At 70.4% G+C, this 21,957-nt stretch carries 22 protein-coding genes and 1 pseudogene; 9 read left to right on the forward strand and 14 right to left on the reverse strand.

Features of this window, described 5'->3' with window-relative positions; all coding sequences use genetic code 11:
- The first annotated feature begins 7 nt into the window (after positions 1-7).
- Positions 8-1,435 carry a xylulokinase gene (xylB, locus tag FB453_RS10655; RefSeq protein WP_145789508.1) on the forward strand — a complete coding sequence of 476 codons (1,428 nt, stop codon included), beginning with the start codon at positions 8-10 and terminating at the stop codon, positions 1,433-1,435.
- A gap of 93 nt (positions 1,436-1,528) precedes the next feature.
- On the forward strand, positions 1,529-2,962 hold the full coding sequence (locus FB453_RS10660; RefSeq protein WP_145789510.1) for an MFS transporter: 1,434 nt from the start codon (positions 1,529-1,531) through the stop codon (positions 2,960-2,962).
- A gap of 238 nt (positions 2,963-3,200) precedes the next feature.
- Here the strand turns inward: FB453_RS10660 and FB453_RS10665 are convergent, their stop codons facing one another.
- From FB453_RS10665 to FB453_RS10685, 5 genes are all read right to left on the reverse strand, one after another.
- Positions 3,201-4,874 carry a glycoside hydrolase family 13 protein gene (locus tag FB453_RS10665; protein ID WP_145789512.1) on the reverse strand — a complete coding sequence of 558 codons (1,674 nt, stop codon included), beginning with the start codon at positions 4,872-4,874 and terminating at the stop codon, positions 3,201-3,203.
- Positions 4,875-4,904: 30 nt separating this feature from the next.
- Positions 4,905-5,951, reverse strand: coding sequence for a LacI family DNA-binding transcriptional regulator (locus tag FB453_RS10670; RefSeq protein ID WP_112584074.1), 1,047 nt, complete (start codon positions 5,949-5,951; stop codon positions 4,905-4,907).
- Between the two features lie 69 nt (positions 5,952-6,020).
- Complete coding sequence (locus tag FB453_RS10675; protein ID WP_145789515.1) at positions 6,021-6,989, reverse strand: carbohydrate ABC transporter permease; 969 nt, start codon at positions 6,987-6,989, stop codon at positions 6,021-6,023.
- 1 nt (position 6,990) lies between these two features.
- Positions 6,991-8,037 (reverse strand): carbohydrate ABC transporter permease, encoded by a 1,047-nt coding sequence (locus FB453_RS10680; RefSeq protein WP_112584076.1) that lies wholly within the window; start codon positions 8,035-8,037, stop codon positions 6,991-6,993.
- A 71-nt stretch (positions 8,038-8,108) separates the two neighbouring features.
- Positions 8,109-9,455: an ABC transporter substrate-binding protein gene (locus FB453_RS10685; RefSeq protein WP_112584077.1), complete on the reverse strand. Its 1,347-nt coding sequence runs from the start codon at positions 9,453-9,455 to the stop codon at positions 8,109-8,111.
- Between the two features lie 250 nt (positions 9,456-9,705).
- On the opposite strand from FB453_RS10685, the gene FB453_RS10690 reads away from it, so the two are divergent.
- The gene (locus tag FB453_RS10690) at positions 9,706-10,479 is read left to right on the forward strand and encodes a M23 family metallopeptidase (protein WP_112601394.1); all 774 of its coding nucleotides are present in this window, start codon (positions 9,706-9,708) and stop codon (positions 10,477-10,479) included.
- Positions 10,480-10,530: 51 nt separating this feature from the next.
- On the opposite strand, the gene FB453_RS10695 is transcribed toward FB453_RS10690, so the two are convergent.
- The 5 genes and pseudogenes from FB453_RS10695 to FB453_RS10710 all read right to left on the reverse strand — a co-directional run.
- The gene (locus FB453_RS10695; protein WP_145789518.1) at positions 10,531-11,025 is read right to left on the reverse strand and encodes a TspO/MBR family protein; all 495 of its coding nucleotides are present in this window, start codon (positions 11,023-11,025) and stop codon (positions 10,531-10,533) included.
- A 172-nt stretch (positions 11,026-11,197) separates the two neighbouring features.
- Positions 11,198-11,341, reverse strand: a complete 144-nt coding sequence (locus tag FB453_RS34160; protein ID WP_007464364.1) for a GPGG-motif small membrane protein — start codon at positions 11,339-11,341, stop codon at positions 11,198-11,200.
- Complete coding sequence (locus FB453_RS10700) at positions 11,332-12,108, reverse strand: metallophosphoesterase family protein (protein ID WP_091405690.1); 777 nt, start codon at positions 12,106-12,108, stop codon at positions 11,332-11,334. Before FB453_RS10700 ends, FB453_RS34160 begins: the two co-directional genes overlap by 10 nt.
- 10 nt (positions 12,109-12,118) lie before the next feature.
- Positions 12,119-12,394, reverse strand: a complete 276-nt coding sequence (locus FB453_RS10705) for a hypothetical protein (RefSeq protein ID WP_091405686.1) — start codon at positions 12,392-12,394, stop codon at positions 12,119-12,121.
- A pseudogene (locus FB453_RS10710) lies at positions 12,391-12,978 on the reverse strand (nucleotidyltransferase family protein); the annotation flags it as partial. The gene FB453_RS10705 and the pseudogene FB453_RS10710, both read right to left, overlap by 4 nt.
- Before the next feature lie 179 nt (positions 12,979-13,157).
- On the opposite strand from FB453_RS10710, the gene FB453_RS10715 reads away from it, so the two are divergent.
- Positions 13,158-13,826, forward strand: a complete 669-nt coding sequence (locus FB453_RS10715) for a dTMP kinase (protein ID WP_112584081.1) — start codon at positions 13,158-13,160, stop codon at positions 13,824-13,826.
- Here FB453_RS10715 and FB453_RS10720 read toward each other — a convergent pair.
- Positions 13,811-14,503, reverse strand: a complete 693-nt coding sequence (locus FB453_RS10720) for an SDR family NAD(P)-dependent oxidoreductase (protein WP_145789523.1) — start codon at positions 14,501-14,503, stop codon at positions 13,811-13,813. The genes FB453_RS10715 and FB453_RS10720 overlap by 16 nt on opposite strands.
- A 156-nt stretch (positions 14,504-14,659) precedes the next feature.
- On the opposite strand from FB453_RS10720, the gene FB453_RS10725 reads away from it, so the two are divergent.
- From FB453_RS10725 to FB453_RS10740, 4 genes are all read left to right on the forward strand, one after another.
- Positions 14,660-15,676, forward strand: coding sequence for an NAD-dependent epimerase/dehydratase family protein (locus FB453_RS10725; protein ID WP_145789526.1), 1,017 nt, complete (start codon positions 14,660-14,662; stop codon positions 15,674-15,676).
- Between the two features lie 75 nt (positions 15,677-15,751).
- On the forward strand, positions 15,752-16,666 hold the full coding sequence (locus FB453_RS10730) for a MurR/RpiR family transcriptional regulator (protein WP_091405675.1): 915 nt from the start codon (positions 15,752-15,754) through the stop codon (positions 16,664-16,666).
- Positions 16,663-17,604 carry an N-acetylmuramic acid 6-phosphate etherase gene (gene murQ / locus FB453_RS10735; protein WP_145789528.1) on the forward strand — a complete coding sequence of 314 codons (942 nt, stop codon included), beginning with the start codon at positions 16,663-16,665 and terminating at the stop codon, positions 17,602-17,604. The genes FB453_RS10730 and murQ overlap by 4 nt, the downstream gene beginning before the upstream one ends.
- Before the next feature lie 379 nt (positions 17,605-17,983).
- Entirely contained in the window at positions 17,984-18,973 is a 990-nt protein-coding gene (locus tag FB453_RS10740) for a sigma-70 family RNA polymerase sigma factor (protein ID WP_091405669.1), read from the forward strand.
- 72 nt (positions 18,974-19,045) lie between these two features.
- Here FB453_RS10740 and FB453_RS10745 read toward each other — a convergent pair whose 3' ends face one another.
- Positions 19,046-20,023, reverse strand: coding sequence for a C40 family peptidase (locus tag FB453_RS10745; RefSeq protein WP_145789530.1), 978 nt, complete (start codon positions 20,021-20,023; stop codon positions 19,046-19,048).
- A 501-nt stretch (positions 20,024-20,524) separates the two neighbouring features.
- On the opposite strand from FB453_RS10745, the gene FB453_RS10750 reads away from it, so the two are divergent.
- Positions 20,525-21,046 carry a DUF6232 family protein gene (locus FB453_RS10750; RefSeq protein WP_112584086.1) on the forward strand — a complete coding sequence of 174 codons (522 nt, stop codon included), beginning with the start codon at positions 20,525-20,527 and terminating at the stop codon, positions 21,044-21,046.
- A gap of 51 nt (positions 21,047-21,097) precedes the next feature.
- Here the strand turns inward: FB453_RS10750 and FB453_RS10755 are convergent, their stop codons facing one another.
- Together FB453_RS10755 and FB453_RS10760 are read right to left on the reverse strand one after the other, a co-directional pair.
- A complete protein-coding gene (locus FB453_RS10755; protein WP_091405661.1) occupies positions 21,098-21,427 on the reverse strand; it encodes a DUF3817 domain-containing protein in 330 nt (109 codons plus the stop codon).
- 25 nt (positions 21,428-21,452) lie between these two features.
- Complete coding sequence (locus tag FB453_RS10760) at positions 21,453-21,875, reverse strand: hypothetical protein (protein WP_186718194.1); 423 nt, start codon at positions 21,873-21,875, stop codon at positions 21,453-21,455.
- Positions 21,876-21,957 lie beyond the last annotated feature (82 nt).

A 21,957-nucleotide genomic window follows, 5' to 3' on the forward strand; every position in this document is an offset into this window, starting at 1 on the left:
CCCCGCCATGCCGTTGGTCGCAGGCGTTGACTCGTCCACCCAGTCCTGCAAGGTGGTGATCCGGGACGCGGAGACCGGCGCCCTGCTCCGGCAGGGCCGGGCACCGCACCCGGACGGCACGGAGGTTGACCCGGAAGCCTGGTGGCAGGCGCTACGTAGCGCCGCCGACCAGGCCGGCGGGTTGGCCGACGTGGCGGCGATCTCCGTCGCCGGCCAGCAGCACGGCATGGTGTGTCTCGACGAGGACGGCCGGGTGGTCCGCCCGGCGCTGCTGTGGAACGACACCCGATCCGCCGACGCCGCCGCCGACCTCATTGAGGAGGCCGGCGGCGGCTCGGCCGGGAGTCGGTTCTGGGCCGAGGCCACCGGCAGCGTGCCGGTGGCCAGCTTCACCATCACCAAACTGCGATGGCTGGCCAGGCACGAACCCGAGCTGGCCGCCCGGGTGGCCGCCGTCTGCCTGCCACACGACTGGCTGACCTGGCGGCTGGCCGGCGCACCGGGGTTGGGCGCGCTGCGCACCGACCGGGGCGACGCCAGCGGCACCGGTTACTGGTCGCCGGCTACCGGCGACTACCGACTGGACCTGCTGGAGCGCGGCTTCGGTCGGCGGTTGGTGGTGCCCGAGGTGCTCGGTCCGGCCGAGTCGGCGGGCAAGCTCGCCGACGGCCTCGGCGGGCCGGGCGGAGCGCTGCTCGGCGCGGGCACCGGGGACAACGCCGCCGCCGCGCTGGGCGTCGGCGCAGGCCCGGGCGACGTGGTCGTCTCGATCGGCACCTCCGGCACCGTGTTCAGCGTCGCCGACGTGCCGGCCGCCGACGAGAGCGGCACCGTCGCGGGCTTCGCCGACGCGTCCGGCCGTTTCCTGCCCCTGGTCTGCACGCTCAACGCGGCCCGGGTGCTGGACGCCGCCGCCGCGATGCTCGGCGTCAACCTGGACGAGCTGGCCGAGTTGGCGCTCTCCGCGCCAGCCGGGGCGGACGGGCTGGTCATGGTGCCCTATCTGGAGGGTGAGCGGACGCCGAACCGACCGCTCGCCACCGGCGCGGTGCACGGCCTGACTCTGCGCACGTCGACCCCCGCGCACCTGGCGCGGGCCGCCGTGGAGGGCATGCTCTGCGCGCTCGCCGACGGGCTGGACGCGTTGACCGCGCAGGGTGCCACCGCCCGCCGGGTCATCCTGGTCGGCGGAGGGGCCCGGTCGGCCGCGGTGCGTCAGATCGCGCCGCAGGTCTTCGGCTGCCCGGTCGTTGTCCCGCCAGCCGGGGAGTACGTCGCCGACGGCGCCGCCCGGCAGGCCGCCTGGGTAGCCCTGGGCGGCGCCGAGCCGCCGCTCTGGGCGGTCGAGGGCACCGAGGAGTACGCGGCGGCGGCCGTCCCCTCGGTGCGCGCCCAGTACGCCGCGGCGCGCGGGTTGGTGCTCGACCGGCGCTGACCGTCGGGATCGACGCGGGTGGGTGCCGGTCGACGGTGACCGGCACCCACCCGCGTGACGACCTCCTTCACGCGGTCTGGTTGGCTGCCGGTCATGACGGTGACCAGTGGCGGGTCCGGCCTGCGCCCGCACGGTCGGGGCGGTGGGCCGGCGCACCGGTTGTACAGCGTCGTGGTGTTCGTGCTGCTCGCCTCACTGGACAACGTGGCGATCGGGCTGGTCCCCCCGCTGTACGGCCCGATCTCCGACGCGTTCGACGTGTCCGGGCGGCTGCTCGGCGTGGTCACCGCGGTCAGTTTCCTGGTCAGCGCGGTAGCGGCGGTCGGTTGGGCGTACGTCGGGGACCGCACCAACCGCAAACCGCTGCTCATGGTGGGCACACTGCTCTGGGCGGCGGGCACCGGCGGAAGCGCGCTCGCCGGCGGCTACCTGACGTTCCTGGCCGCGCAACTGGTCGCGGCGGTCGGCCTCGGCGCGGTCGGCTCGGTGGGCTTCTCCGTGGTCACCGACCTGATCTCACCGACCCGGCGCGGGCTGGTGATGAGTTTCTGGGGGCTCTCCCAGGGGGTCGGCACCCTCGCGGGCACGCTCGTCGGCGGGCTGCTCGGCGCGGCCGACTGGCGGCGGCCGTTCCTGCTGTTGACCGGCGTCGGCCTGGTCGCCACGCTGGCCTACCTGTTCACCTACGACATCCGGCGTGGCCAGAGCGAGCCGGAACTGGCCGGCAGGTTGGACGCCGGCGCCGAGTACGACTACCGGATCAGCCGCGCCGACCTGCCGCGCATCCTGGCCCGGCGGACCAACCGGTGGCTGATCCTGCAGGGTCTGACCGCGCAGGCCGCGTTCGGCTCGCTGGTCTGGCTGCCGGTGCTCTTCGCCGAACGGGCCGAGGCTCAGGGCTACTCCACGTCGACCGCGGTGGTGGTGGGCAGCGTCTTCGCCACCCTGTTCCAGCTCGGCGGGGTGCTGTCCATCGTGGGTGGGCTGATCGGTGACGCCGTGCAACGCCGTACCCCGCGAGGGCGGGCCCTCGTCGCCTCGATCGGCATCCTCGCCGCGCTGCCGTTCTACCTGGTGTTGTTCTTCGTTCCGGTGACCATCGACGTGCCGGACGGCGCGGGTGGCGGCGCGGTGGTGGGTGCGGTACTGGCCAGTGTGTTCACCGAGCCGTCGGTCGGGCTGAGCCTGCTCACCGCGATCGTGGCGCTCGCGTTGACCTCGGCAAACTCGCCGAACTGGTTCGCGTTGATCGCCGACGTCAACCCACCGGAGCACCGGGGCACTGTCTACAGCCTGGGCAACCTGGTCAACGGGGTCGGTCGCGCGGCCGGCAACGGGCTGGTCGGGGTGGCCTTCCAGGGGCTGCGAGCGGCATTCCCGCCACCGCTGAACTTCGCCGTCGGGCTGGCCGCGTTCCAGCTCTTCTTCATCCCGACCGGCGTCATGTACTGGCTCGCCTCGCGAACCTCACCGGCGGACATCGACAACGTGCACGACCTGCTGCACACCCGAGCCGACCGCCTCTGACCCGGCCGCGCCCCTCGCGCCTCTCAAGATCGCGCTACTTCCTGGTTCTCGTTGCCTTCCGGCGGGCCGAGGCCACTACATCCTGGAAATAGCGCGATCTTGAGGGTGCGGGCGGTGCGGGCACCGCCTGCGGGCGGGGGCGTGAATCGTTTACGACATCAGCTCCACAGCGGGCTGGTCCGCCCCAACCGGCCCGCCCGCGAGTACCGCTCGGCGGGGCGGGCCGGTCGGCGCAAGATCAGCCTCGCAGCCAGACGGTCACGTCGGCCGGGACCGCGCCGTCGTCGTCCAGGGGTGCGCTGGCGGCGAGCACCTCGGCGCCGGCCGGCAGCGGCACCGGGGCGGCACCGAAGTTGGTCAGCACGGTCAGCTCACCATTGCGGAAGCTCAGCACCTCGTCGCCGGAGGACAACCACTCCAGGGTGCCGCGACCCAGCCCGTGGGCACGCCGCAACCGCAACGCCGCGCGGTACAGCTCGTACGTCGAACCGGGCACGTCGCGTTGGCGGTCCAGCGCGTACTCCGCCCAGAGCGCGGGCTGGGGCAACCAGCTCGCGTCGGTGGGCCCGAAGCCGTACGACGGGGCGTCGGCCTCCCACGGGATCGGCACCCGGCAGCCGTCCCGGCCGCGCTGGGTGTGCCCGCTGCGGACCCAGGTCGGGTCCTGCCGGGCCTCGTCGGGCAGCGTGGTGTGCTCGGGCAGCCCCAGCTCCTCACCCTGGTAGAGGTAGGCCGAGCCGGGCAGCGCCAGCATCAGCAGGGTGGCCGCCCGGGCCCGGCGCAGACCGAGTGCGGCGTCCGGTTGCGGGTCGCCGATGCCGATGCCGTTGGGGCGTACGGTGCCGACCGGCAGGCCGAGCCGGGAGGCGTGCCGCACCACGTCGTGGTTGGACAGCACCCAGGTGGTCGGCGCGCCGACCGAGTCGGTTGCCTCCAACGAACGGGTGATCACCGCGTACTGGGCCGGTGCGCTCCACGCGGCGAGCAGGTACTCGAAGTTGAACGCCTGGTGCATCTCGTCCGGGCGGACGTAGCGGGCCAGCCGCTCGGCCGGTTCCACCCAGGCCTCGGCGACCAGCACCCGCTCGCCGGGGTAGCTGTCCAGCACCTGCCGCCACTGCCGGTAGATCTCGTGCACGCCCTCCTGGTCCCACATCGGCGGGCGGGGCTTGTCGATCTCGTTGCCGGAGAGGATCTCCTGCGGCTCCTGCCAGTCGGCCAGGTCGGCCTGCTTGATGAGGCCGTGCGCCACGTCGACCCGGAAGCCGTCCACGCCGCGGTCCAGCCAGAAGCGCAGCACGTCCAGGAACTCCGCGTGCACCTCCGGGTTGTCCCAGTTGAGGTCGGGCTGCCCGGTGTCGAACAGGTGCAGGTACCACTGGCCGGGCTGCCCGTCGGCGTCGACCGTCCGGGTCCAGGCCGGACCACCGAAGACGCTCTGCCAGTCGTTCGGCGGCTGGTCGCCGGCCGGGCCGCGGCCGTCCCGGAAGATGTAGCGGGACCGTTCCGCGCTGCCCGGCGCGGCCGGCAGCGCGGCCTGGAACCAGCGATGCGCCGAGGAGGTGTGGTTCGGGACCAGGTCGACGATCACCCGCAGGTTGCGGGACCGGGCCTCGGCGATCAGCTTGTCCGCGTCGGCGAGGGTGCCGAACAGCGGGTCGATGTCGCGGTAGTCGGCCACGTCGTAGCCCGCGTCGGCCTGCGGCGAGGGGTAGAACGGGGAGAGCCACACCGCGTCCACGCCCAGCTCGACCAGGTGGTCGAGGCGGGCGGTGATGCCGGGCAGGTCACCGATTCCGTCCCCGTCCGAGTCGGCGAACGAGCGGGGGTAGATCTGGTAGATGGCGGCCTCGGTCCACCAGCCGGTGGCCGGTTGATCGGAGGGGGTCTGCTGCGTCGGGTCGGTGTTCAGGGTCGTCTCCCGTGTTGCGGTGTTTGGATTTCAGTGTGCCCGGGGCGGTGCGGTCGAGTCCCGGACCACCAACCGAGTGGGCAGGACCACCGGAGTGTCGCAACCGGCACCCCGTTGACTGACGATGGGGGCCGGCGGTCGGGCCCCGAGCGGGTCGAGCAGCATCTGGGCGGCCAGCCGGCCCTGCTCGGCGGCGGGCTGGGCGACGGTGCTGAGCCCGAGCACACCGGCCAGGTCGTGGTCGTCGATGCCGACCACGCTGACGTCCTGCGGTACCCGCAGTCCGACGTCGCGCAGGGCGGTCATCGCGCCCATCGCCATCTCGTCGCAGGCGGCGACGATCGCGGTCGGTGGCTCGCCGCGGGCCAGCAGCTCGGCGGTGGCCCGGTTGCCGCCGTCGATGGTGAAGGTGGACTCGATGTCCAGGGTGGGGTCGGGTCGCAGGCCGGCGGAGCGGAGCGCCGCCTGGTAACCCCGGCGCCGGTCGAGGTGGGTGGTGAACGCCAACTCGTCGTCCGGGTCGCCGGAGATGTGGGCGATCCGGTGATGGCCGAGGTCGATCAGATGCTTGGTCGCGACCCGCGCGGCCGCCACGTCGTCGATCCGTACGCACGGCCAGTTGGGCACCCTGCTGCCCGAGCTGATGGTGACTCCGGGCAGTTCCAGGGTGGCCAGCGCGGTCAGGTCGGCCGGGCGCAGGGGCGTGGCGACCAGCATCATGGCGTCCACCCGCTTGTGCAGGTTGGCCGTACGCAGAACCCGCTGGCGGACCTGCTCCCGGCCGCCCAGGTTGTAGAGCAGCAGGTCGTAGCCGGACTGGTGGAGGTACTCCTCGACCGCCTCGACGACGGTGCTGAAGAACCAGCGGGTGATCCGGGGGACCACCACCGCTACCGTGCCGGTCCGGCCGCCGGCGAGCCGGGACGCGCTCGGCGAGACCTCGTAGTCGAGTTGCTCGGCGGCGGCGAGTACCCGGCGCCGGGTGGCGGCCGAGACCGTCGGCAGTCCGCGCAGCGCCCGCGAGACGGTGGCCGTGGACACTCCGGCCAGCCGGGCCACATCATCGATCCTCGTCACGGTTTCCCCCGCTCGGTGCCCGGAGCGTCCGCTGCCGCCCAAGGGGTCAGGCGGCGGCGGACGCGGGGGTCAGCCCTTGACGCTGCCGGCGAGCAGACCTCGCACGAAGAAGCGCTGCAGGGACAGGAACACGATGAGCGGTATGACGATGCTGACGAACGCACCGGCCGTCAGGCGCTGCCACTCGTTGCCCCGGGTGCCGGCCATTTCGGCGAGCCGGACGGTGAGCGGAGCGGTCTCGTCGCTGCCGCCCGCGAAGATCAGCGCGACCAGCAGGTCGTTCCAGACCCAGAGGAACTGGAAGATGCCGAACGCCGCCAGCGCCGGGGTGATCAGCGGCAGCACGATGGTGCGGAAGATCTTCGGGTGGGTGGCCCCGTCGACCCGGGCCGCCTCCATCAGGTCCCCCGGCAGTTGCGAGATGAAGTTGTGCAGCAGGAAGACGGCGAACGGAAGCGCGAAGCAGGTGTGGGCGAACCACACCTGGGCGAACTTCTGCTCGTCGACCAGGTCCCAGGCCGGCATCAGCGTGACGCCGCCGAGGGTGACCCCGGTGGAGAAGAACCTCAGCAGCGGCACCAGGGCCATCTGCAACGGCACGATCTGCAACGCGAAGATCGCGATGTAGACCCAGTCCCGGCCGCGGAAGTTGATCCACGCGAGCGCGTACGCGGCGAGGCACGCGAAGGCGAGCGGGAAGAGCACCGACGGGATGGTGATCGCCAGGGAGTTGATGAAGGAACCGGCGAGCTGCCCGGAGGAAGCCGACCGCCCGAACAGGACCTGCTCGTAGTTCTCGAAGGTGAACTGCGGGTTGGTGAACGAGGTCCACCAGCCGGTGGTCTTGATCTCGTCCTCCGGGCGGAGGGAGGAGACGAGCAGGCCGAAGGTCGGGATGGTCCAGACCACCGCGATGACGATCGAGACGAGCGTCGCGGTGCGGCTGTTCAACCGCTTGCGGACCCGGCCGGCCGTGGTGGTCAGGGTGCCGTCGGTCTTCTGGGTGCCGGCGGCGACGGTGGGCGTTGCGGTGGTCATCTCAGCCCTCCCGCTGTTGACGGAGGTTACGGATCTGGTAGATCACGACCGGGATGACCAGGATGAAGAGGAAGACCGCGAGCGCGGAACCCCGCCCGTTCTCGCTGTACCGGAACGCCTGGTTGTACATCTCGTTGGCGATCACGCTGGTGTCGTAGTTGCCGTTCGTCGAGGTCCGGACGATGTCGAAGACCTTGAGCGTGGCGATCGTGAGAGTCACCATCACGACGATCAACGCCGGTCGGATGCTCGGCATGGTGATCTGCCAGAACATCTGCCACGGGCTGACCCCGTCGAGCCGGGCGGCCTCGACGATGTCACCGGGGATCGCCTTGATCGCGGCGGAGAGCACCACCATGGCGAAGCCGGCCTGGATCCAGACCATGATGACGATGAGCAGCAGCGTGTTCAGTGGCGATTCGAGCAGCCACTGCTTGGGCTCACCGCCCAGGCTGACCACGATCTGGTTGAGCAGACCGATCTGGTCGCCCTCACCTCGGTAGGCGTAGACGAACTTCCAGATGATGCTGGCGCCGACGAAGGAGATGGCCATCGGCAGGAAGATCAGTGACTTGGCCACGGCCTCGAACCGGGCCTTGTCCACCAGTACGGCGTAGATCAGGCCGAAGCCGGTCGCCACCAGCGGGACCAGGAGCACCCAGACCAGGGTGTTGACCAGGACCCGGACGATCGCGTCGTCAGAGAACATCCAGCCGAAGTTGTCCAACCCAACCCACTCCGTGCTCGTCCTGTTCATCAGGGAGAGCAGCACGGTGCGGATGGCCGGCACGACCAGACCGATGGTGAGCAGCAACAGCGTCGGCAGCAGAAAGAAGAGCGCGAAAATCCCCTCCCGCTGCTTGGGCCGACGGGGAAGTGGAGCACCACCCACCGAGGCGGCGACGAGCTGCGCCTCCCGTCGCCGGGCGAACCAGGCCGGCACCACGTCGAGCAGCAGTAGGAGACCACCCACCACCAGCACGAAGGCGACCAGTCCGTACATCAGCATGAGGAGCTTCGGCTGCTGATCGGCGAAGTCGAACTCCATCAACCCTCCCTTCCGGGTCCACCTCGGCCGGTGGCCCGGCCCGCGTCAACGGACCGGGCCACCGCCGGGGATCACTTAGGCCAGCTGCTCTCGATGCCCTGGAGCACCGGGGCGGTCGCCTTGCCGTTCAGCCACTCGACCATGCCCTTCCAGAACGTTCCCGCGCCGACGCCGGCCGGCATCAGGTCGGATCCGTCGAAGCGGAAGGTGCCCGTCTTGTCCTGGAGGATCTGGACGGAGAGCTTGTCGATCGGGCTGGCGACGTTGGCGATGTCCAGCTTGTTGTTCGCCGTGACCCAGTTGCCGAGCTTCGCGCGGCTGTTCACGTACTCCGCCGAGACGAGGTAGGTCTGCACGGCCTGGACCTCGGGACGGTCGGCGTAGCCGACGACGAACTCGCCTGCGCCCAGCACCGGCTTGCCCTTGGACGGGTCGATGGTCGGGAAGTAGAAGGCGAACGCGTCGCCGTCCTCGGCCACCTTGGTGCCCTCGGGGAACTGGTTGGCGTAGAACGACGCCTGTCGGTGCATCGCGCACTTGCCGGTGGTCACCGGCAGGCCCGCCTCCTGGAAGGCGGTGGTGGTGATGCTCTTGACGCCGCCGAAGCCGCCGTTGACGTACTTCTCGTTCTTGAGGATGCTGCCGGCGCGGTCGACCGCGTCGACGATCTTCGGGTCGTTGAACGGGATGGTGTGGGTGGTCCACTGGTCGTAGACCTCGGGACCCTGCGTACGCAGGACCACGTCCTCGATCCAGTCGGTGGCCGGCCAGCCGGTGGCGTCACCGGACTCGACGCCCGCGCACCACGGCTTGATGCCGCTGGCGGCGATCTTGTCGCTCAGGGCGATGAGCTGGTCCCAGGTGGTCGGGACCTCCCAGCCCTTCTCCTTGAACGTCTTCGGCGAGTACCAGACGAAGGACTTCACGTTGGCGCCGAGGGGCACGCCGTAGAGCGTCCCGTTCACGGTGCCGTACTTCAGCCAGTCGGCCGGCATGTTCTGCTCGGCGAGGGCCTTGGTGTCGGCGCCGAGGGACTTCAGCTTGCCGGCGTCCGCGAAACGCTTCACCAGGCCCGGCTGCGGCACGAAGGCGATGTCGGGGGCGTTGCCACCGTCGACCCGAACGGGGAGCTGCGCCTCGAACTCGCCGCTGCCCTCGTAGTCGATCTCGATGCCGGTGCAGTCGGTGAACTGCGACCACGACCGCTCCAGCAGGTCGGCCTCGGCGTCACGGATGGACGCGTAGATGGAGACCTTCTTGCCGTCGTGACCCTGGTACTTCTCGTATGCGGCGCACTCCGCGGAGCCCGCTTTGCTGCTCTTCTTGTCGTCGCCGGTACCGCAGGCGGTGGCGCTGAGCGCCAGCCCGAGTACACCGGCGATCACGAAGGCCTGGCGTGGTCTGGTAAAGACCGCCATGCCGTCCTCCTTCCTAGCCGGCGCGGTCGTGCTGGTGACCTGTCGCCGGTCCGATTGGGCGTGCACACATGTAAGCGCTTGCATCCGGCCCGGTCCACCCCCTGTCAGACACGAGCGAGTAACAATCCGGAAACCTGCGGTCTGCCTGGTGGGCGCGCTCCCGGGACAAGCTGGGGACTCTTTCGAAGATTGACGATATCTGTCAGGCTAGCCCCCTCGGATCGAAGGTTTTCGACATAGGAGGAGCTGTATGCGAAAGCGGTGGATCAGCCTGCTGGTGACGGGTCTCTTCGTCGGGGGAGCGTTGGTGCCGGCGACCCCGGCCCTGGCCGCGCCGACCTTCAAGGTGCCGTTCCCGTGCGGCCAGTCCTGGTCCGGGCAGACCCGGTCGGACCACAGCCCGGCGTACGCGGTCGACTTCAACCGCACCGACGACCTCGGCGACCCGGTGGTCGCCAGCGCCCCCGGCACTGTCGACCGGGTTACCGACCTCGGTGGCACCAGCTACGGCAAATACGTCCGGATCAACCACGGCGGCGGTTACAGCACCTACTACGCGCACCTCAACGGCTTCAACGTCTCGGTCGGGCAGACGGTCGGGTACGGCAAGGTGCTGGGTTGGGTCGGCAGCACCGGCGGCTCGACCGGCCCCCACCTGCACTACGAGCAGCGCCTCAACGGCGCCGACATCCAGGTGCGCTTCAACGGCACCCTCGCGCTGTACTGGGGCACCAAGAGCTACACCAGTAACAACGGGTGCGCTTCGGGCAGCGGCAACGGCACTGTCGACACCAGTGGCACGCCGCTGACCGTCCGCTCCGGCCCCGGCACCGGGTACGCCTCGGTGGGCACCGTCGCCGACGGCACCCGGGTGACCATCGCCTGCCAGACCAGCGGCACCACGGTCACCGGCACGTACGGCACCAGCTCGATCTGGGACCGGATCGGCTCCGGCCGCTACATCGCGGACGCGTACGTGTACACCGGCTCCGACGGGTACATCCCCGGCGTGCCTCGCTGCTGACCTGGTGACGGCCACGGTCCCCGGCGGACGCCGCCGCCGGGGACCGTGCGGTCAGTTGTTCAGCTGCCAGATCGACAGGTTCAACGCGGCGGCGAAGGTGACCCAGGCCCAGTACGGCAGCATGAGTGCCGTCGCCACCCGGGACACCCGGGCGAACAGCACCACGGTCAGGCCGATCGCCAGCCACATCAGCACGATCTCGGCGAACGCCAGCCCGTACTGCCCCGCGCCGAAGAACAGCGGGGTCCAGATCGCGTTGAGCACCAGTTGGGCGGTCCACGCCCAGAGGGCGTGGGAGAAGCCGACCCGGCGCCAGACCAGCCAGCCGGCCACCGCGATCAGCGCGTAGAGCAGCGACCAGACCGGGCCGAACAGCCACGAGGGCGGGGCCCAGCTCGGCTGCCGCAGGCTCGCGTACTCCGCGGTGGTGCCCTGCACGCCCAGCCCGCCGATCGCGGCGGCGACGAAGACCGCGGCCGCGAAACCGGCGAGGGCCCACCACGCTCGCCGCCCGGAGGTCGCCGGCGCGTCCTGAGATATCTCCATCGTCGAGATATTTCCCCTCGGGGTCGGCTCAAACCGCCGAGCGGGAGGGCGGTTCACGAGGCCGGCCAGCCACGAAAAAGCGCCGGGATCGCCACGGCCGATGCTTCTGTCGGGAGGACGAAGCTTCGGTAGCGGCGACCCCGGCGGGTCCCGGTTTTAAGGCGTATGAGCGCTAATTGAAGATGCTGACACCACCCGGGCCGACCAACAGCCCGACGACGATGAGGACGATGCCCCACAGGATCTGCCGGCGGAACAGCGCGAGGATGCCGGCGACCACGAGTACGACTGCGAGAATCCAGAGAATCAGCTCCATGACCTCTGACTACCCGACTGGCCGATCGGGGAAACCTGGTCGGTGTCGAGTTGATCGCCAACGTGAAAGACGCTGTACGCCTGCTTGATCACCGGGTGCGCGACGTTGCGGACGCGTACCCCGCCGGGAGTCGTGCCGCGCTCGGTGCCGGCGTGCGCGTGCCCGTGCACGGCGAGCGCCGTGGGCGCCGAGTCGATCGCCTGCCCCAACTGGTACGACCCCAGGAACGGGTAAATCTCCAACGGCTCGCCGGCCAGCGTGTCCGGCACCGGCGAGTAGTGGGTGAGCGCGACCAGCATGTCGCAGTCCAGTGAGCGCAGGGCCGCACCGAGACGGTCCGCGCTGTCGGTGGTGGTCCGCACGAAGGCCTTCATCTCCGGCTCGCCGAAGTCACTGGCGCACCGCCCGGCGAACCCGCCGCCGAAGCCCTTGACGCCGGCGATGCCGAGCCGGCCACCCGCGCAGTCCAGCACGACCCCGTTGCCCTCCAGCACTGTGATGCCCGCGTCCTCCAGCACCTTGACCACCTGTGGCACCTGGTCACACTGGTGGTCGTGGTTGCCCAGCACGGTCACCACCGGTACGGCCAACCCACCGAACTCCTCTGCCACGCAGCGCGCCTCGGCCTCGGTGCCGTGCCGGGTCAGGTCCCCGGCCAGCAGCAGCACATCGGCGCACTCCGGCAGCTCCTCCAGCGCCGGTCGGAACCGGCCGACCACGTCCTCGTCCAGATGCACGTCGCCCACAGCGGCAATCCGGATCACCATGGAACCTCCCTCAGGGCAGTTGCTCGATCTCCGTGGGCGCCTGGGCGCGGATCACCCCGATGTCGCTGGTGATCGGCACGTCGGGGAAGCGCTCGGACACCCGACGCAGGATCTCCTCCCGCCGGTGCGGACTCTCCACCTCGCCGTAGAGCACGAGGGCGCGTTCCCGTCGAACCACTGTGATCCCCTGTTCGGCGACGGCGGGGTCCTCGACGAGCAACCGTTGGATCTCCGCCTCGACGTACTCGTCCGGTGGCCCGGCGCCGATGTCGCGATGGTGGGTCACGATGTCCCCTCTCCTGGCTGGGCGCCGGCGGCCGGCACCACCTCCAGCCGGTCCAGCAGCACCAGGAAGGCCTCGGCGTACGGCGAGTGCTGCGTCTCCTTGCGTACCCGTTCCCAGTCGATCTGCTCCCGCAGCGAGCGGGCCAGCGGCAGACCGCGGGCGAAGTCGCAGTAGTGCTGGGAGAAGCTGAGCAGTTTGTGCACCATCAGCTGGGTCGCGGACAGCACCGGCATGTGAATCGCGTCCACCGGTCGGATGACCGTGTCGGCGAACGTCTCCTCGGTCACCGGAGTCTCGATCGGCCGGTGGATCAGGTCCACCATCCGGCCGTCGTCGAAGACCTTCACCAGCCAGTCCTCCGGTGGACGCTCGGCGATGAAGCCGGCCGCCACCAGTGCCTCCAGTGCCTCTTCCACGTCGGCCTCCCGGATCAGGAAGTCGACGTCGTGATCACTGGAGTGGCCCCCGTGGGCGTAGACCGCGAAGCTGCCGCCCAGGGCGAACGGAATCTCGGACTGCTTGAGCACGGCGGCGACCTTCTTGAGGGTGTGCACAAGACTCTCGTCTCCGCGCTCAGCCATCTGGTTCCTCCGTCGTCGTGTTGGTGGACCGGCGGTTGGATTTCAAACTCCGGTACCCGGCATTCCGGTCGTCCACACCTGCTGGCGTCTCGGTCGGGCGTCAACAGGGATGAACCACCACAAACCGCGCGGACCAGGTGCGTGGGTCGGATAACCTGTGGAGAGTGGCCAGATCATCGGGGATGCGACGACGCAAGGCCCGATTGCGCACCGTCGCCCTGATCGGGATCGACGGTTCGGGCAAGACCACGCAGGCACACCGGCTGGCCGACGCGCTGACCGCCGCCGGACGCCCCGCCACCTATCGCCGCAACGCCAGTGGCCGCCGCTGGCTCGGCCGGCTCGCCCAACGCCTCGGCCGGCCGGACGCCCAACGGCTCGTCGGTCGTGACGGCGTGCTGGCCGTGGAGTCGGTGCTGCGCTGGCTGGCCATCGCCATCGCCCTGCTCAGCTGTCTGCTCACCGGCCGGACGGCAGTGATGGACCGCTACTCGGCCTGCCAGTACGCGAGCATCCGGGCGCACGGCGGGCAGCGCTGGGAGCGGCTCGCCCGGGCCGGCTACCGGCTGTTCCCGACGCCGCAGGTGACCTTCCTGCTCGCCGTCGACCCGGCAGAGGCGTACCGGCGCATCGAGGAACGCGGCACCGACCACGAGACGATGGGGTGGCTGACGGCCGCCGACACCGCCTACCGGGCACTGCCCGAGTACCCCAGCTTCGTGCTGGTGGACGCGGGCCGCCCGGCCGAGGAGGTGACCGAGCAGATTCAGGCGCACCTGGAGACCTGGCTACCGTCGTCCGCCTCGGGCGGAGAGGACGTCGGCCCGGTGGTGGTTCAGGCTCGCCCGTAGACCGGCACTGTGGCGCCACTGGTCGGGGCGGAATCGGCCGATGCGAGGAACCGGATCACCGGCGCGATCTCGGCCGGGGTAACCCAGCGGGAATGGTCGGCGTCGGGCTGGGCCGCCCGGTTCGCCGGGGTGTCGATGACGCTGGGCAGCACGGTGTTGCAGCGCACGTTCTGCGACCGGTACTCCACCGCGACCGCGTTGGCGAAGGCCAGAACTGCCGCCTTGGCCGTCGAGTAGCCGGCCGCGCCGCGGAACGGGGTGACCGCCGCGCGGGCCGAGACGCAGACCACCGCGCCGCCGCCGGACGCCACCAGGTGCGGGAGCGCGGCCTGGGTGACCAGGTAGGTCGGCCGCAGGTTGACGGTGAGCATCCGCTCGAACTCCTCGACCGGGGTCTCGTGCACCAACCCGCCGCTGGCGTACCCCCCGACGAGGTTTACCACCGCGCCCAGTGGCGCCGCCGGTTCGCCGGCCGCGGCCTCGACCGCCTGCGCCGCACCCGCCGGCTCGCCCAGGTCCGCGACCACCCGGACCAGTCCGGCCGCCGCCGGCTCCGACCCGGGCCGGGCTTTCCGCTCCGGTACGACCACCCGCCAGCCCGCCTCGACGAACGCGGTCACGACCGCCCCGCCGAGCCCGCCGGAACCCCCGGTAACCAATACGCTGCCCTGTCCCATACGCCCCACGCTAGTGCCCCGCCCCTTCGAGCCCCTCCGTCGATCATGAAGTTGTTGCCGTGACACGCCGAGCTGGCTGGCAACAACTTCATGATCGCGGTCTGCCGTGGGCAGATTGGTTGGGATGTTCGGACCTTGGGGGCGCAGGATCGGCGGATGCGGATCCTCATTCTCGGTGGCACCCGGTTCCTCGGTCGGGCGACGGCACGGCTCGCCGTCGAACAGGGGCACGAGGTGACCTGCGCGGCCCGGGGCGTGTCCGGGGCGGTGCCGGCCGGGGTGCAGTTCGTGGCGGCCGACCGCGATGATCCCGAGTCGCTCGTCCCGCTCGCCGCCGCGGGCTTCGACGCCGTGGTCGACGTGACCCGCCAGATCAGCCACGCCCGGCATGCGCTGTCCGCGCTCGCCGACCACGTCGGCCACTGGTCGCTCGTGTCGACGATCTCGGTGTACGCGGACCACACCACCCCGGGCCAGACCGCTGCGGACGCGCCGATCCTGGCGCCGGCCCCGCCGGACGTGGACGGTCCGGTCGGCCCGGACCACCGCTGGTACGGCGAGTGCAAGGTGAGCATCGAGGAGCTGGTCCGGGAGCGGATGGGCGTGGACCGTTCGTTCATCTGCCGGGCGGGGCTGATCGTCGGGGCCGAGGATCCGAGCGATCGTTTCCCGTACTGGGTGCGGCGGCTGTCGGCCGGTGGCGAGGTGCTGGCCCCCGGGCACCCGACCGATCGGGTGCAGTTCGTGGACGTCGCCGATCTGGCCGGTTGGCTGTTGCACGCCGCCGGCACCCGCCTCGGCGGCACGTACGACGGCAGCGGTCCGGCGATGTCCCGGGCCGAGCTGTTGGCCGGGGTGGCCGCCGGGCTGGGCATCGCCGAGCCGGCCTTCACCTGGGTCGACCAGGAGTTCCTGCTGTCCAACGACGTACGCGAGTGGTCGGGGGAGCGGGCGCTGCCACTCTGGGTGCGGCTGCCGGAGACCGCCGGCCTGATGGACCGGGACGTCCGGCCGGCCCTGGACGCCGGTCTGACGGTCCGTCCGCTGGCCGATACCGTTCGGGCGACAGCGTCCTGGATGACCGCGCACCCGGCGGCCGTCCGGCAGGGTGGACTCGACCCGGCGGATGAGGCGGCGATCCTGGGGAAGTGGCAGGCTGTGCGGGACCGGTGATCCCGGCGATCGAAGTTTCCCCCACCTCGGACAGTCATAGTTGACGCTCACGCCTGGTGAAAGTAAGTTTCATCCGTGGCGAAGAGTGCGAAGATTTCTGCGAGTCACGAGCCCGGTGGGCTGATCGTCCACATCAGTGGGCTGTTGCCATCGCTGTCGCCCGCCGAGCAGCGGGTCGCCCGGTTGGTGGTCTCCGACCCGGCGGCCGCCGCCCGTCGGACAATCACCGACCTCGCCACCGCAGCCGAGACATCCGAGGCAACCGTCATTCGGTTCTGCCGTTCGGTCGGCATGGACGGTTACCCCCAACTGCGCATCCGCCTCGCCGCCGAGGCCGCCCGCCGGATCGAGCCACCGGACGCCCGAGTGGTCGGCGGTGACATCCCGCCCGGCGCCGACCTCGCCCAGATCATCGCCACCATCGCGTTCAACGACGCCCGCGCCGTCGAGGAGACCGCCGAGCAACTCGACCCCGCCGTCTGCGAGCAGGTGGTCGAGGCGATCAGCGGTGCCGGTCGGATCGACATCTACGGTGCCGGCGCCAGTGGGTTCGTCGCCTCGGACTTCCAGCAGAAGCTGCACCGCATCGGCCGGATCGCCTTCTACTTCCCGGACGTGCACACCGCGCTGACCTCGGCCGCTCTCCTGGGCCGGGGAGACGTGGCAATCGGCATCTCGCACACCGGCACCACCTCCGACGTGATCGAGGTGCTGGAGCAGGCCCGTACCCGCGGTGCCGCGACAGTGGCGCTGACCAACTTCCCGCGCTCGCCGATCACCGACGTGGCGGACTTCGTGTTGACCACGGCGGCCCGGGAGACCACCTACCGCTCCGGCGCGACGGCCAGCCGGCTGGCCCAGCTCACCGTGGTCGACTGCCTTTTCGTCGGGGTGGCCGCCCGCAACCGGGCCCGGGCCCGCAAGGCCCTGGAGGCGACCGCTGAGGCGGTCCAGTCGCACCGGGTGGGTGCCAACCGGAGGCGGGCATGACGGCCGGTGCGGAGATGCCGGCACGACCCGCTCGCCCCACGGTCCGGGTGGGTGCCCCCACCGAACGGCGTAACCCGCTCAGCGTCGACCTGGACCTGATGTCGACCCGGGACGTGCTCACCGTGATCAACGAGGCGGACCGGCGGGTGCCCGCGGCGGTCGCCGCGGTGCTCGACGAGATCGCCACCACCGTCGACCTGGCGGTCGCGGCGCTTCGCGGCGGCCACCGGGTGCACTACTTCGGGGCCGGCACCTCCGGCCGACTGGGTGTGCTCGACGCGGCCGAACTGGCCCCCACCTTCAACTCGCCCCGACACTGGTTCTGCGCGCACCTCGCGGGAGGCCCGGACGCCATGTGGCGGGCCGTCGAGGACGCCGAGGACGACGACCGGGGCGGCGCGGTCGAAGCGGCCAGTTGTGTACGGGCCGGGGACCTGGTGGTTGGTCTGGCGGCCAGCGGACGCACCCCGTACGTCCTCGGGGCGCTTGCCTCGGCCCGCGCCAAGGGCGCCTCGACGGTGCTGCTCTGCGCCAATCCGGAGGCGGAGGCCGCCCGGTCGGTCGACGTGTTCATCGGGGTGGACACCGGACCCGAGGTGGTCACGGGGTCGACCCGGATGAAGGCGGGCACAGCGCAGAAGTTGGTGCTCAACACGTTCTCGACCGCCGTCATGGTGCGCCTGGGGCGGGTCTACTCGAACCTCATGATCGATATGGTGGCCACCAACGCGAAACTCCGCGGACGAATGATCTCGATTCTGGTCGAGGCCACCGGTTGCTCGGAGGAACTCTCCCGGCAGGCCCTCACCGAGGCCGACGGTGACCTGAAGACGGCGCTCGTCGCCCTCGTCTCGGGTGCCGAGATCGACGCCGCCCGGGCCGCGCTGGCCCGCTCGGCCGACCAGGTGCGCGGCGCCCTCGCCCTGCTCGCCTCCTAGCGCCACCCCGGCCGGGAAGCGAACAGACCCTCGGATTGTTCATCTGGCCGGGGGGTAATAACACCCCCGTGAATGAACCAACCGGTCCACGGGTGCGTATCTGGCAGTGACCAGGATCGCATCGCGGTGGTGACCCGGGTCGCTGTGCCCCCACGGCGGGCGGTGTTGCCATGGTGCGGTAACCCGTACGTGGTGCCCAGTGGCGAGCCACCCCCGATGGGGTGCTGACAGCAAACATGGACCGTGCTCTCAGCTACTACTCAGGCATTCGTGACACTTTCGACTCACGACGAGGAATCCCCGACACGTCTCATCTGTTGTGTAGGTGTCAGCACCGATCGGCACAGCAGAAGTTACCAGGGGCTGACAGGTGTGGGGAATGGCAAGGAACCGGGCAACCGGCGCGAGCGAGGGGACCGTGGGCAACGTGGACAAGAACATCGGCATGCGAACCGACGAGGTTGCCGAGGAGCGCGACCTGGTCGGCGTCTACCTGCACGAGATCTCCCGGACGCCACTGCTGGACGCCGCCAAGGAGGTCGATCTCTCCAAGGCGATCGAGGCCGGCCTCTACGCCGAGCACCTGCTCGGTGAGGAAGCCGTTCCCGCCGGTGTCGACCGGGCCGACCTGGAGTGGCTGGTCGTCGAGGGGGAGCGGGCGAAGGACCTCTTCATCCGCGCCAACCTCCGACTGGTCGTGTCGATCGCCCGGCGCTACGTGCGCTCGGGGATGCCCATGCTGGACCTGATCCAGGAGGGCAACACCGGCCTCGTCCGGGCGGTCGAGAAGTTCGACTACGAGCGCGGCTACAAGTTCTCCACCTACGCCACCTGGTGGATTCGGCAGGCGATCAGCCGGGCGATCGCCCAGCAGGAGCGCACCGTCCGTCTACCGGTGCACCTGGTGGAGGACGTCAACCGGATGCGCAACGTGGCCCGGCAGCTGACCCGCGAGCTGGGCAGCGACCCGGAGCCGGAGCAGATCGCCAACGCCCTCGGCGTCACCGTCGAGCGGGTGAACGAGCTGCGCCGCTGGTCACAGGACACCGTTTCGCTGGACACCCCGGTGGGCGACGACGGCGACACGAACCTCGGTGACCTGGTCGCCGACAGTGACGCGCCGTCGCCGGAGGACATCGTCCTCAGCGGCCTGGAGCGGCAGCGCATCGAGGGGCTGCTCAACCACCTCGACGACAGGTCCGCCGGCATCATGCGGGCCCGCTACGGGCTGGAGGACGGCCGGGAGCACTCGCTCACCGAGGTCGCGTCCCGGTTCTCGCTGTCCCGCGAGCGGATCCGGCAGCTGGAGATCCAGGCCCTCGGCCGGCTCCGCGAGCTGGCTCGGGCGGAGGGGCTGCAAGCAGCCTGAGCTGGTAGTAATGACGGCGAAAGGCCGGCGTCCGATAGGGGGACGCCGGCCTTTCGCCGTTTCCGATCGTGGTTAGCGGACCCGGCCGTAACCCTGGATGGACATCATGTTCATGCCACGCTTGAGTACGTTCCGACCGGCGCTGGGCGCGTCGATCACCTGACCGTCGCCCACGTAGAGGGCGACGTGCCCGAGCCCGCTGTAGAAGACCAGGTCGCCGGGGCGTAGTTCGCCCCGCCCGATATGGGCGACCGCGCTCCACTGCATCCGGGTGTTGTGCGGAAGGGATTTCCCGGCCGCCCGCCAGGCCGCCGAGGTCAGGCCGGAACAGTCGTAGCCGTTCGGCCCGTCGGCCGCCCAGACGTATGGCTTGCCGATCGCGCCGAAGGCGTAACGCACCGCGGTGCCGGCAGCGCCGGACACGGCCGGCACGTTCTTTGCCTCGGTCGTCGCCGCCTTGGGCTCGGGTCGCTCGGTGGCGGCCCCGTACGCCTGCCGGCGCAGCTCGTACAGCTTGGCCAGGTCCTGCTCGATCTGCTTCTTACCCGCGGCGAGCTGACGCGCCTGTGCGGCCTGCCGGGTCAAGGTCGCGCCCAGGCGGGCCTTCTCGTCGAGCAGCCGCTGCTGGTCGGCAGTGAAACCGGAGACGCGCTCCTGCCGCTGGCGGGTCAACTGCTCGATCGTGCCGAGCCGATCCAGCAGCGCGGCCGAGCCGCCCGGGCGCAGCAGGGCGTCCGCGGTGCGCAGGCCGCCACTCTTGTACGCGGTGGAGGCGAGCTCCGCCACGTCGGCCCGGCTCTGCTCGACCTGCTGTTCGAGCGGGCCGATGCGGGTCTGTAATCGGGCCACGGCGGCCTCGTTTGTCTTGATCTCCTCACGCAGTTTGTTGTACGACTCGACGACCCGCTCCAACTCGGCCGAGGACGTCTCGATCCGGCGGGTCAGGTCGGCGGGGGACGGCTCGGCCTGGGCCACCGCCGTCGGGGCGATCAGCGCGGCCGACATGCCGACCAGCGCCACGGTGCGCAGCAGATTTCTCAGGGATGACAAGAGCGGAAGGCCCCTCTCCCACGGCCGCCGGGGCTGCTGACGCCCTCGACGACACCGGCCGGGGCCATCCGGGCGGACGGCACTGGGCCGGACCGGCTCGCCCAACCTAACCCGGGACGGATGTCGCTCGCAGTTGAAGCAGGGGCGAAAGTTGGGAGAGTTACGGCTCGGACCCCTGGGCTGGGTGGCGCCATCGTGGCTGATGACACCTGCGAACGAGGGAACATCGCCCTTTTAGCGGCCTACTGACTGATATACGACTTTCGTCGTTCCCGGCGTATGCCGCCGGATTCCTAGCCGCCATAACCGATAAAACCTGAAATGGATGCTGTTTCTCGGCGATGTCACCCGGTCGTGACGAGCTGTCGGGACCCGGTAAATGCCCAGGTCGACTGGCGGTGCCGCAACACAATGAAGTCCGGAGCCGGGAATCCCGTCGACAGGCAGCGATGACTGTCGCCAGCAGGTCCACTCGGCCAACCGTCCCCTTCGGGAGGAACCGTGAATCGTGAAGGCGCAAAGACGCGACCGCCGCGAACGGTGCCGGGCGCCCGGTCGACCCTGCTGTACGCGCGGCCCGGCATCATCGTGACCGTCGACCGGTTCACGGTCGGTCGGAACAGTTACCGGGTCGCCGACCTGACCCATCTGCGTACCACCCGGGGTCCGCACGACCGGATCGCCGTCCGGGCCGTGGTCATCACCGCCAGCATGCTCAGCGGTGTCGGGGTGCTCCTCGGCTTCACCGGCGGTCTGCAACGCCTCACCGCCGAGGCGTACCTGATCCTCGGCGCGGTGTTCCTGCTCCCGGCCGCTCTCGCACTGGTCGGCGATCGCTGGCGCCCACCGCCGCACGAACTGTGGGGGTGGTACCAGGGCTCGGAGGTGCTGCTCTTCAGCGCCGACGACGAACGGCAGTTCGGCCAGGTCACCCGGTCGCTGCTGCGGGCCCGGGAGGTCAACCGCTACGGCAGTTGGGTCGACCCGCTCGCGGAAGCGGACCCGTGGCGGCCCAACCGTTGACCCGGCGGCGGTGGGCCGGAGCCGCGTCGGCCCACCGGCCGGTCAGCAAGCTCAGCGGGCGACCGGCTCCGGAGCCCGTTCCTGCTGCGGTGCGGCCACCCAGGCGCTGACCCGGCGCTCGGCGTAGAACGAGACGAACGGCACCGTGCCGGCCAGCATCACCAGCAGCATCCGCTTCAGCGGCCAGTCGGCTCGGCGGCTCAGGTCGAACGCGGCCACCAGGTAGATCATGTAGAGGAAGCCGTGCGCCGGCCCGATCGTCTCCACGACGACCGGGTTGTCGAACGCGTACTTCAGTGGCATGCCGATCACGACCAGCAGGATCAGCACCACGCCCACGATCCAGGCGATCACGCGGTACCGGGTAAGGGCAGCGCCCACCTTCGTCCGTCCTTCCGAGCCCGGCTCAGCCGGGATAGTCACCGGGCCGGGCGCCCGGATTGGCGTTCAACCATGACAGGTAGTGGTTGTAGGCGGCCAGGTCGGTGTCCTCGACGACATCGCCAGTGGCCGGCATCCGGGACACCCGTACCGGTCGGCGTACCGCCGGTCGGGACCCGGCGGTGACCGCCGGCGCCGGCTCGACGGCCGGATCCGCAGGCGGCGCGTCGGCCTCCGCCGCCTTGCGGCGGGCCAGCTTCACCTCACGCCACCAGACGTAGACCACGAAGCCGGCGAAGATCGGCCACTCGACCGCATACCCCCAGCTCAGGCTGTTGCCGGCGGTGGCCCGGCTGATCTGCCACCAGCCCAGCCCGAGGAAGCCCACGACCAGCACGACCATGGCCACGTGGCGTGCGATCCACGCCGGGGTCCAGAGCCGCCTCATGACATTGAGGGTACCGGGGGCGCTACCGGTCTCCGACACCGTGTCGTAGTCGTCGCCTCGCCGGCTTGGTTTGGCATCACCA

This window comes from Micromonospora sp. CNZ322 (genome assembly GCF_007827755.1).

Excerpts from the sequence above, each read along its gene's own strand:
- xylB (WP_145789508.1), top strand. The coding sequence starts at position 8 with ATGCCGTTGGTCGCAGGCGTTGACTCGTCCACCCAGTCCTGCAAGGTG.
- FB453_RS10660 (WP_145789510.1), top strand. The coding sequence starts at position 1,529 with ATGACGGTGACCAGTGGCGGGTCCGGCCTGCGCCCGCACGGTCGGGGC.
- FB453_RS10675 (WP_145789515.1), bottom strand. The coding sequence starts at position 6,989 with ATGACCACCGCAACGCCCACCGTCGCCGCCGGCACCCAGAAGACCGAC.
- FB453_RS10680 (WP_112584076.1), bottom strand. The coding sequence starts at position 8,037 with ATGGAGTTCGACTTCGCCGATCAGCAGCCGAAGCTCCTCATGCTGATG.
- FB453_RS10685 (WP_112584077.1), bottom strand. The coding sequence starts at position 9,455 with ATGGCGGTCTTTACCAGACCACGCCAGGCCTTCGTGATCGCCGGTGTA.
- FB453_RS10690 (WP_112601394.1), top strand. The coding sequence starts at position 9,706 with ATGCGAAAGCGGTGGATCAGCCTGCTGGTGACGGGTCTCTTCGTCGGG.
- FB453_RS10695 (WP_145789518.1), bottom strand. The coding sequence starts at position 11,025 with ATGGAGATATCTCAGGACGCGCCGGCGACCTCCGGGCGGCGAGCGTGG.
- FB453_RS34160 (WP_007464364.1), bottom strand. The coding sequence starts at position 11,341 with ATGGAGCTGATTCTCTGGATTCTCGCAGTCGTACTCGTGGTCGCCGGC.
- FB453_RS10700 (WP_091405690.1), bottom strand. The coding sequence starts at position 12,108 with ATGGTGATCCGGATTGCCGCTGTGGGCGACGTGCATCTGGACGAGGAC.
- FB453_RS10715 (WP_112584081.1), top strand. The coding sequence starts at position 13,158 with ATGCGACGACGCAAGGCCCGATTGCGCACCGTCGCCCTGATCGGGATC.
- FB453_RS10720 (WP_145789523.1), bottom strand. The coding sequence starts at position 14,503 with ATGGGACAGGGCAGCGTATTGGTTACCGGGGGTTCCGGCGGGCTCGGC.
- FB453_RS10725 (WP_145789526.1), top strand. The coding sequence starts at position 14,660 with ATGCGGATCCTCATTCTCGGTGGCACCCGGTTCCTCGGTCGGGCGACG.
- murQ (WP_145789528.1), top strand. The coding sequence starts at position 16,663 with ATGACGGCCGGTGCGGAGATGCCGGCACGACCCGCTCGCCCCACGGTC.
- FB453_RS10740 (WP_091405669.1), top strand. The coding sequence starts at position 17,984 with ATGGCAAGGAACCGGGCAACCGGCGCGAGCGAGGGGACCGTGGGCAAC.
- FB453_RS10760 (WP_186718194.1), bottom strand. The coding sequence starts at position 21,875 with ATGAGGCGGCTCTGGACCCCGGCGTGGATCGCACGCCACGTGGCCATG.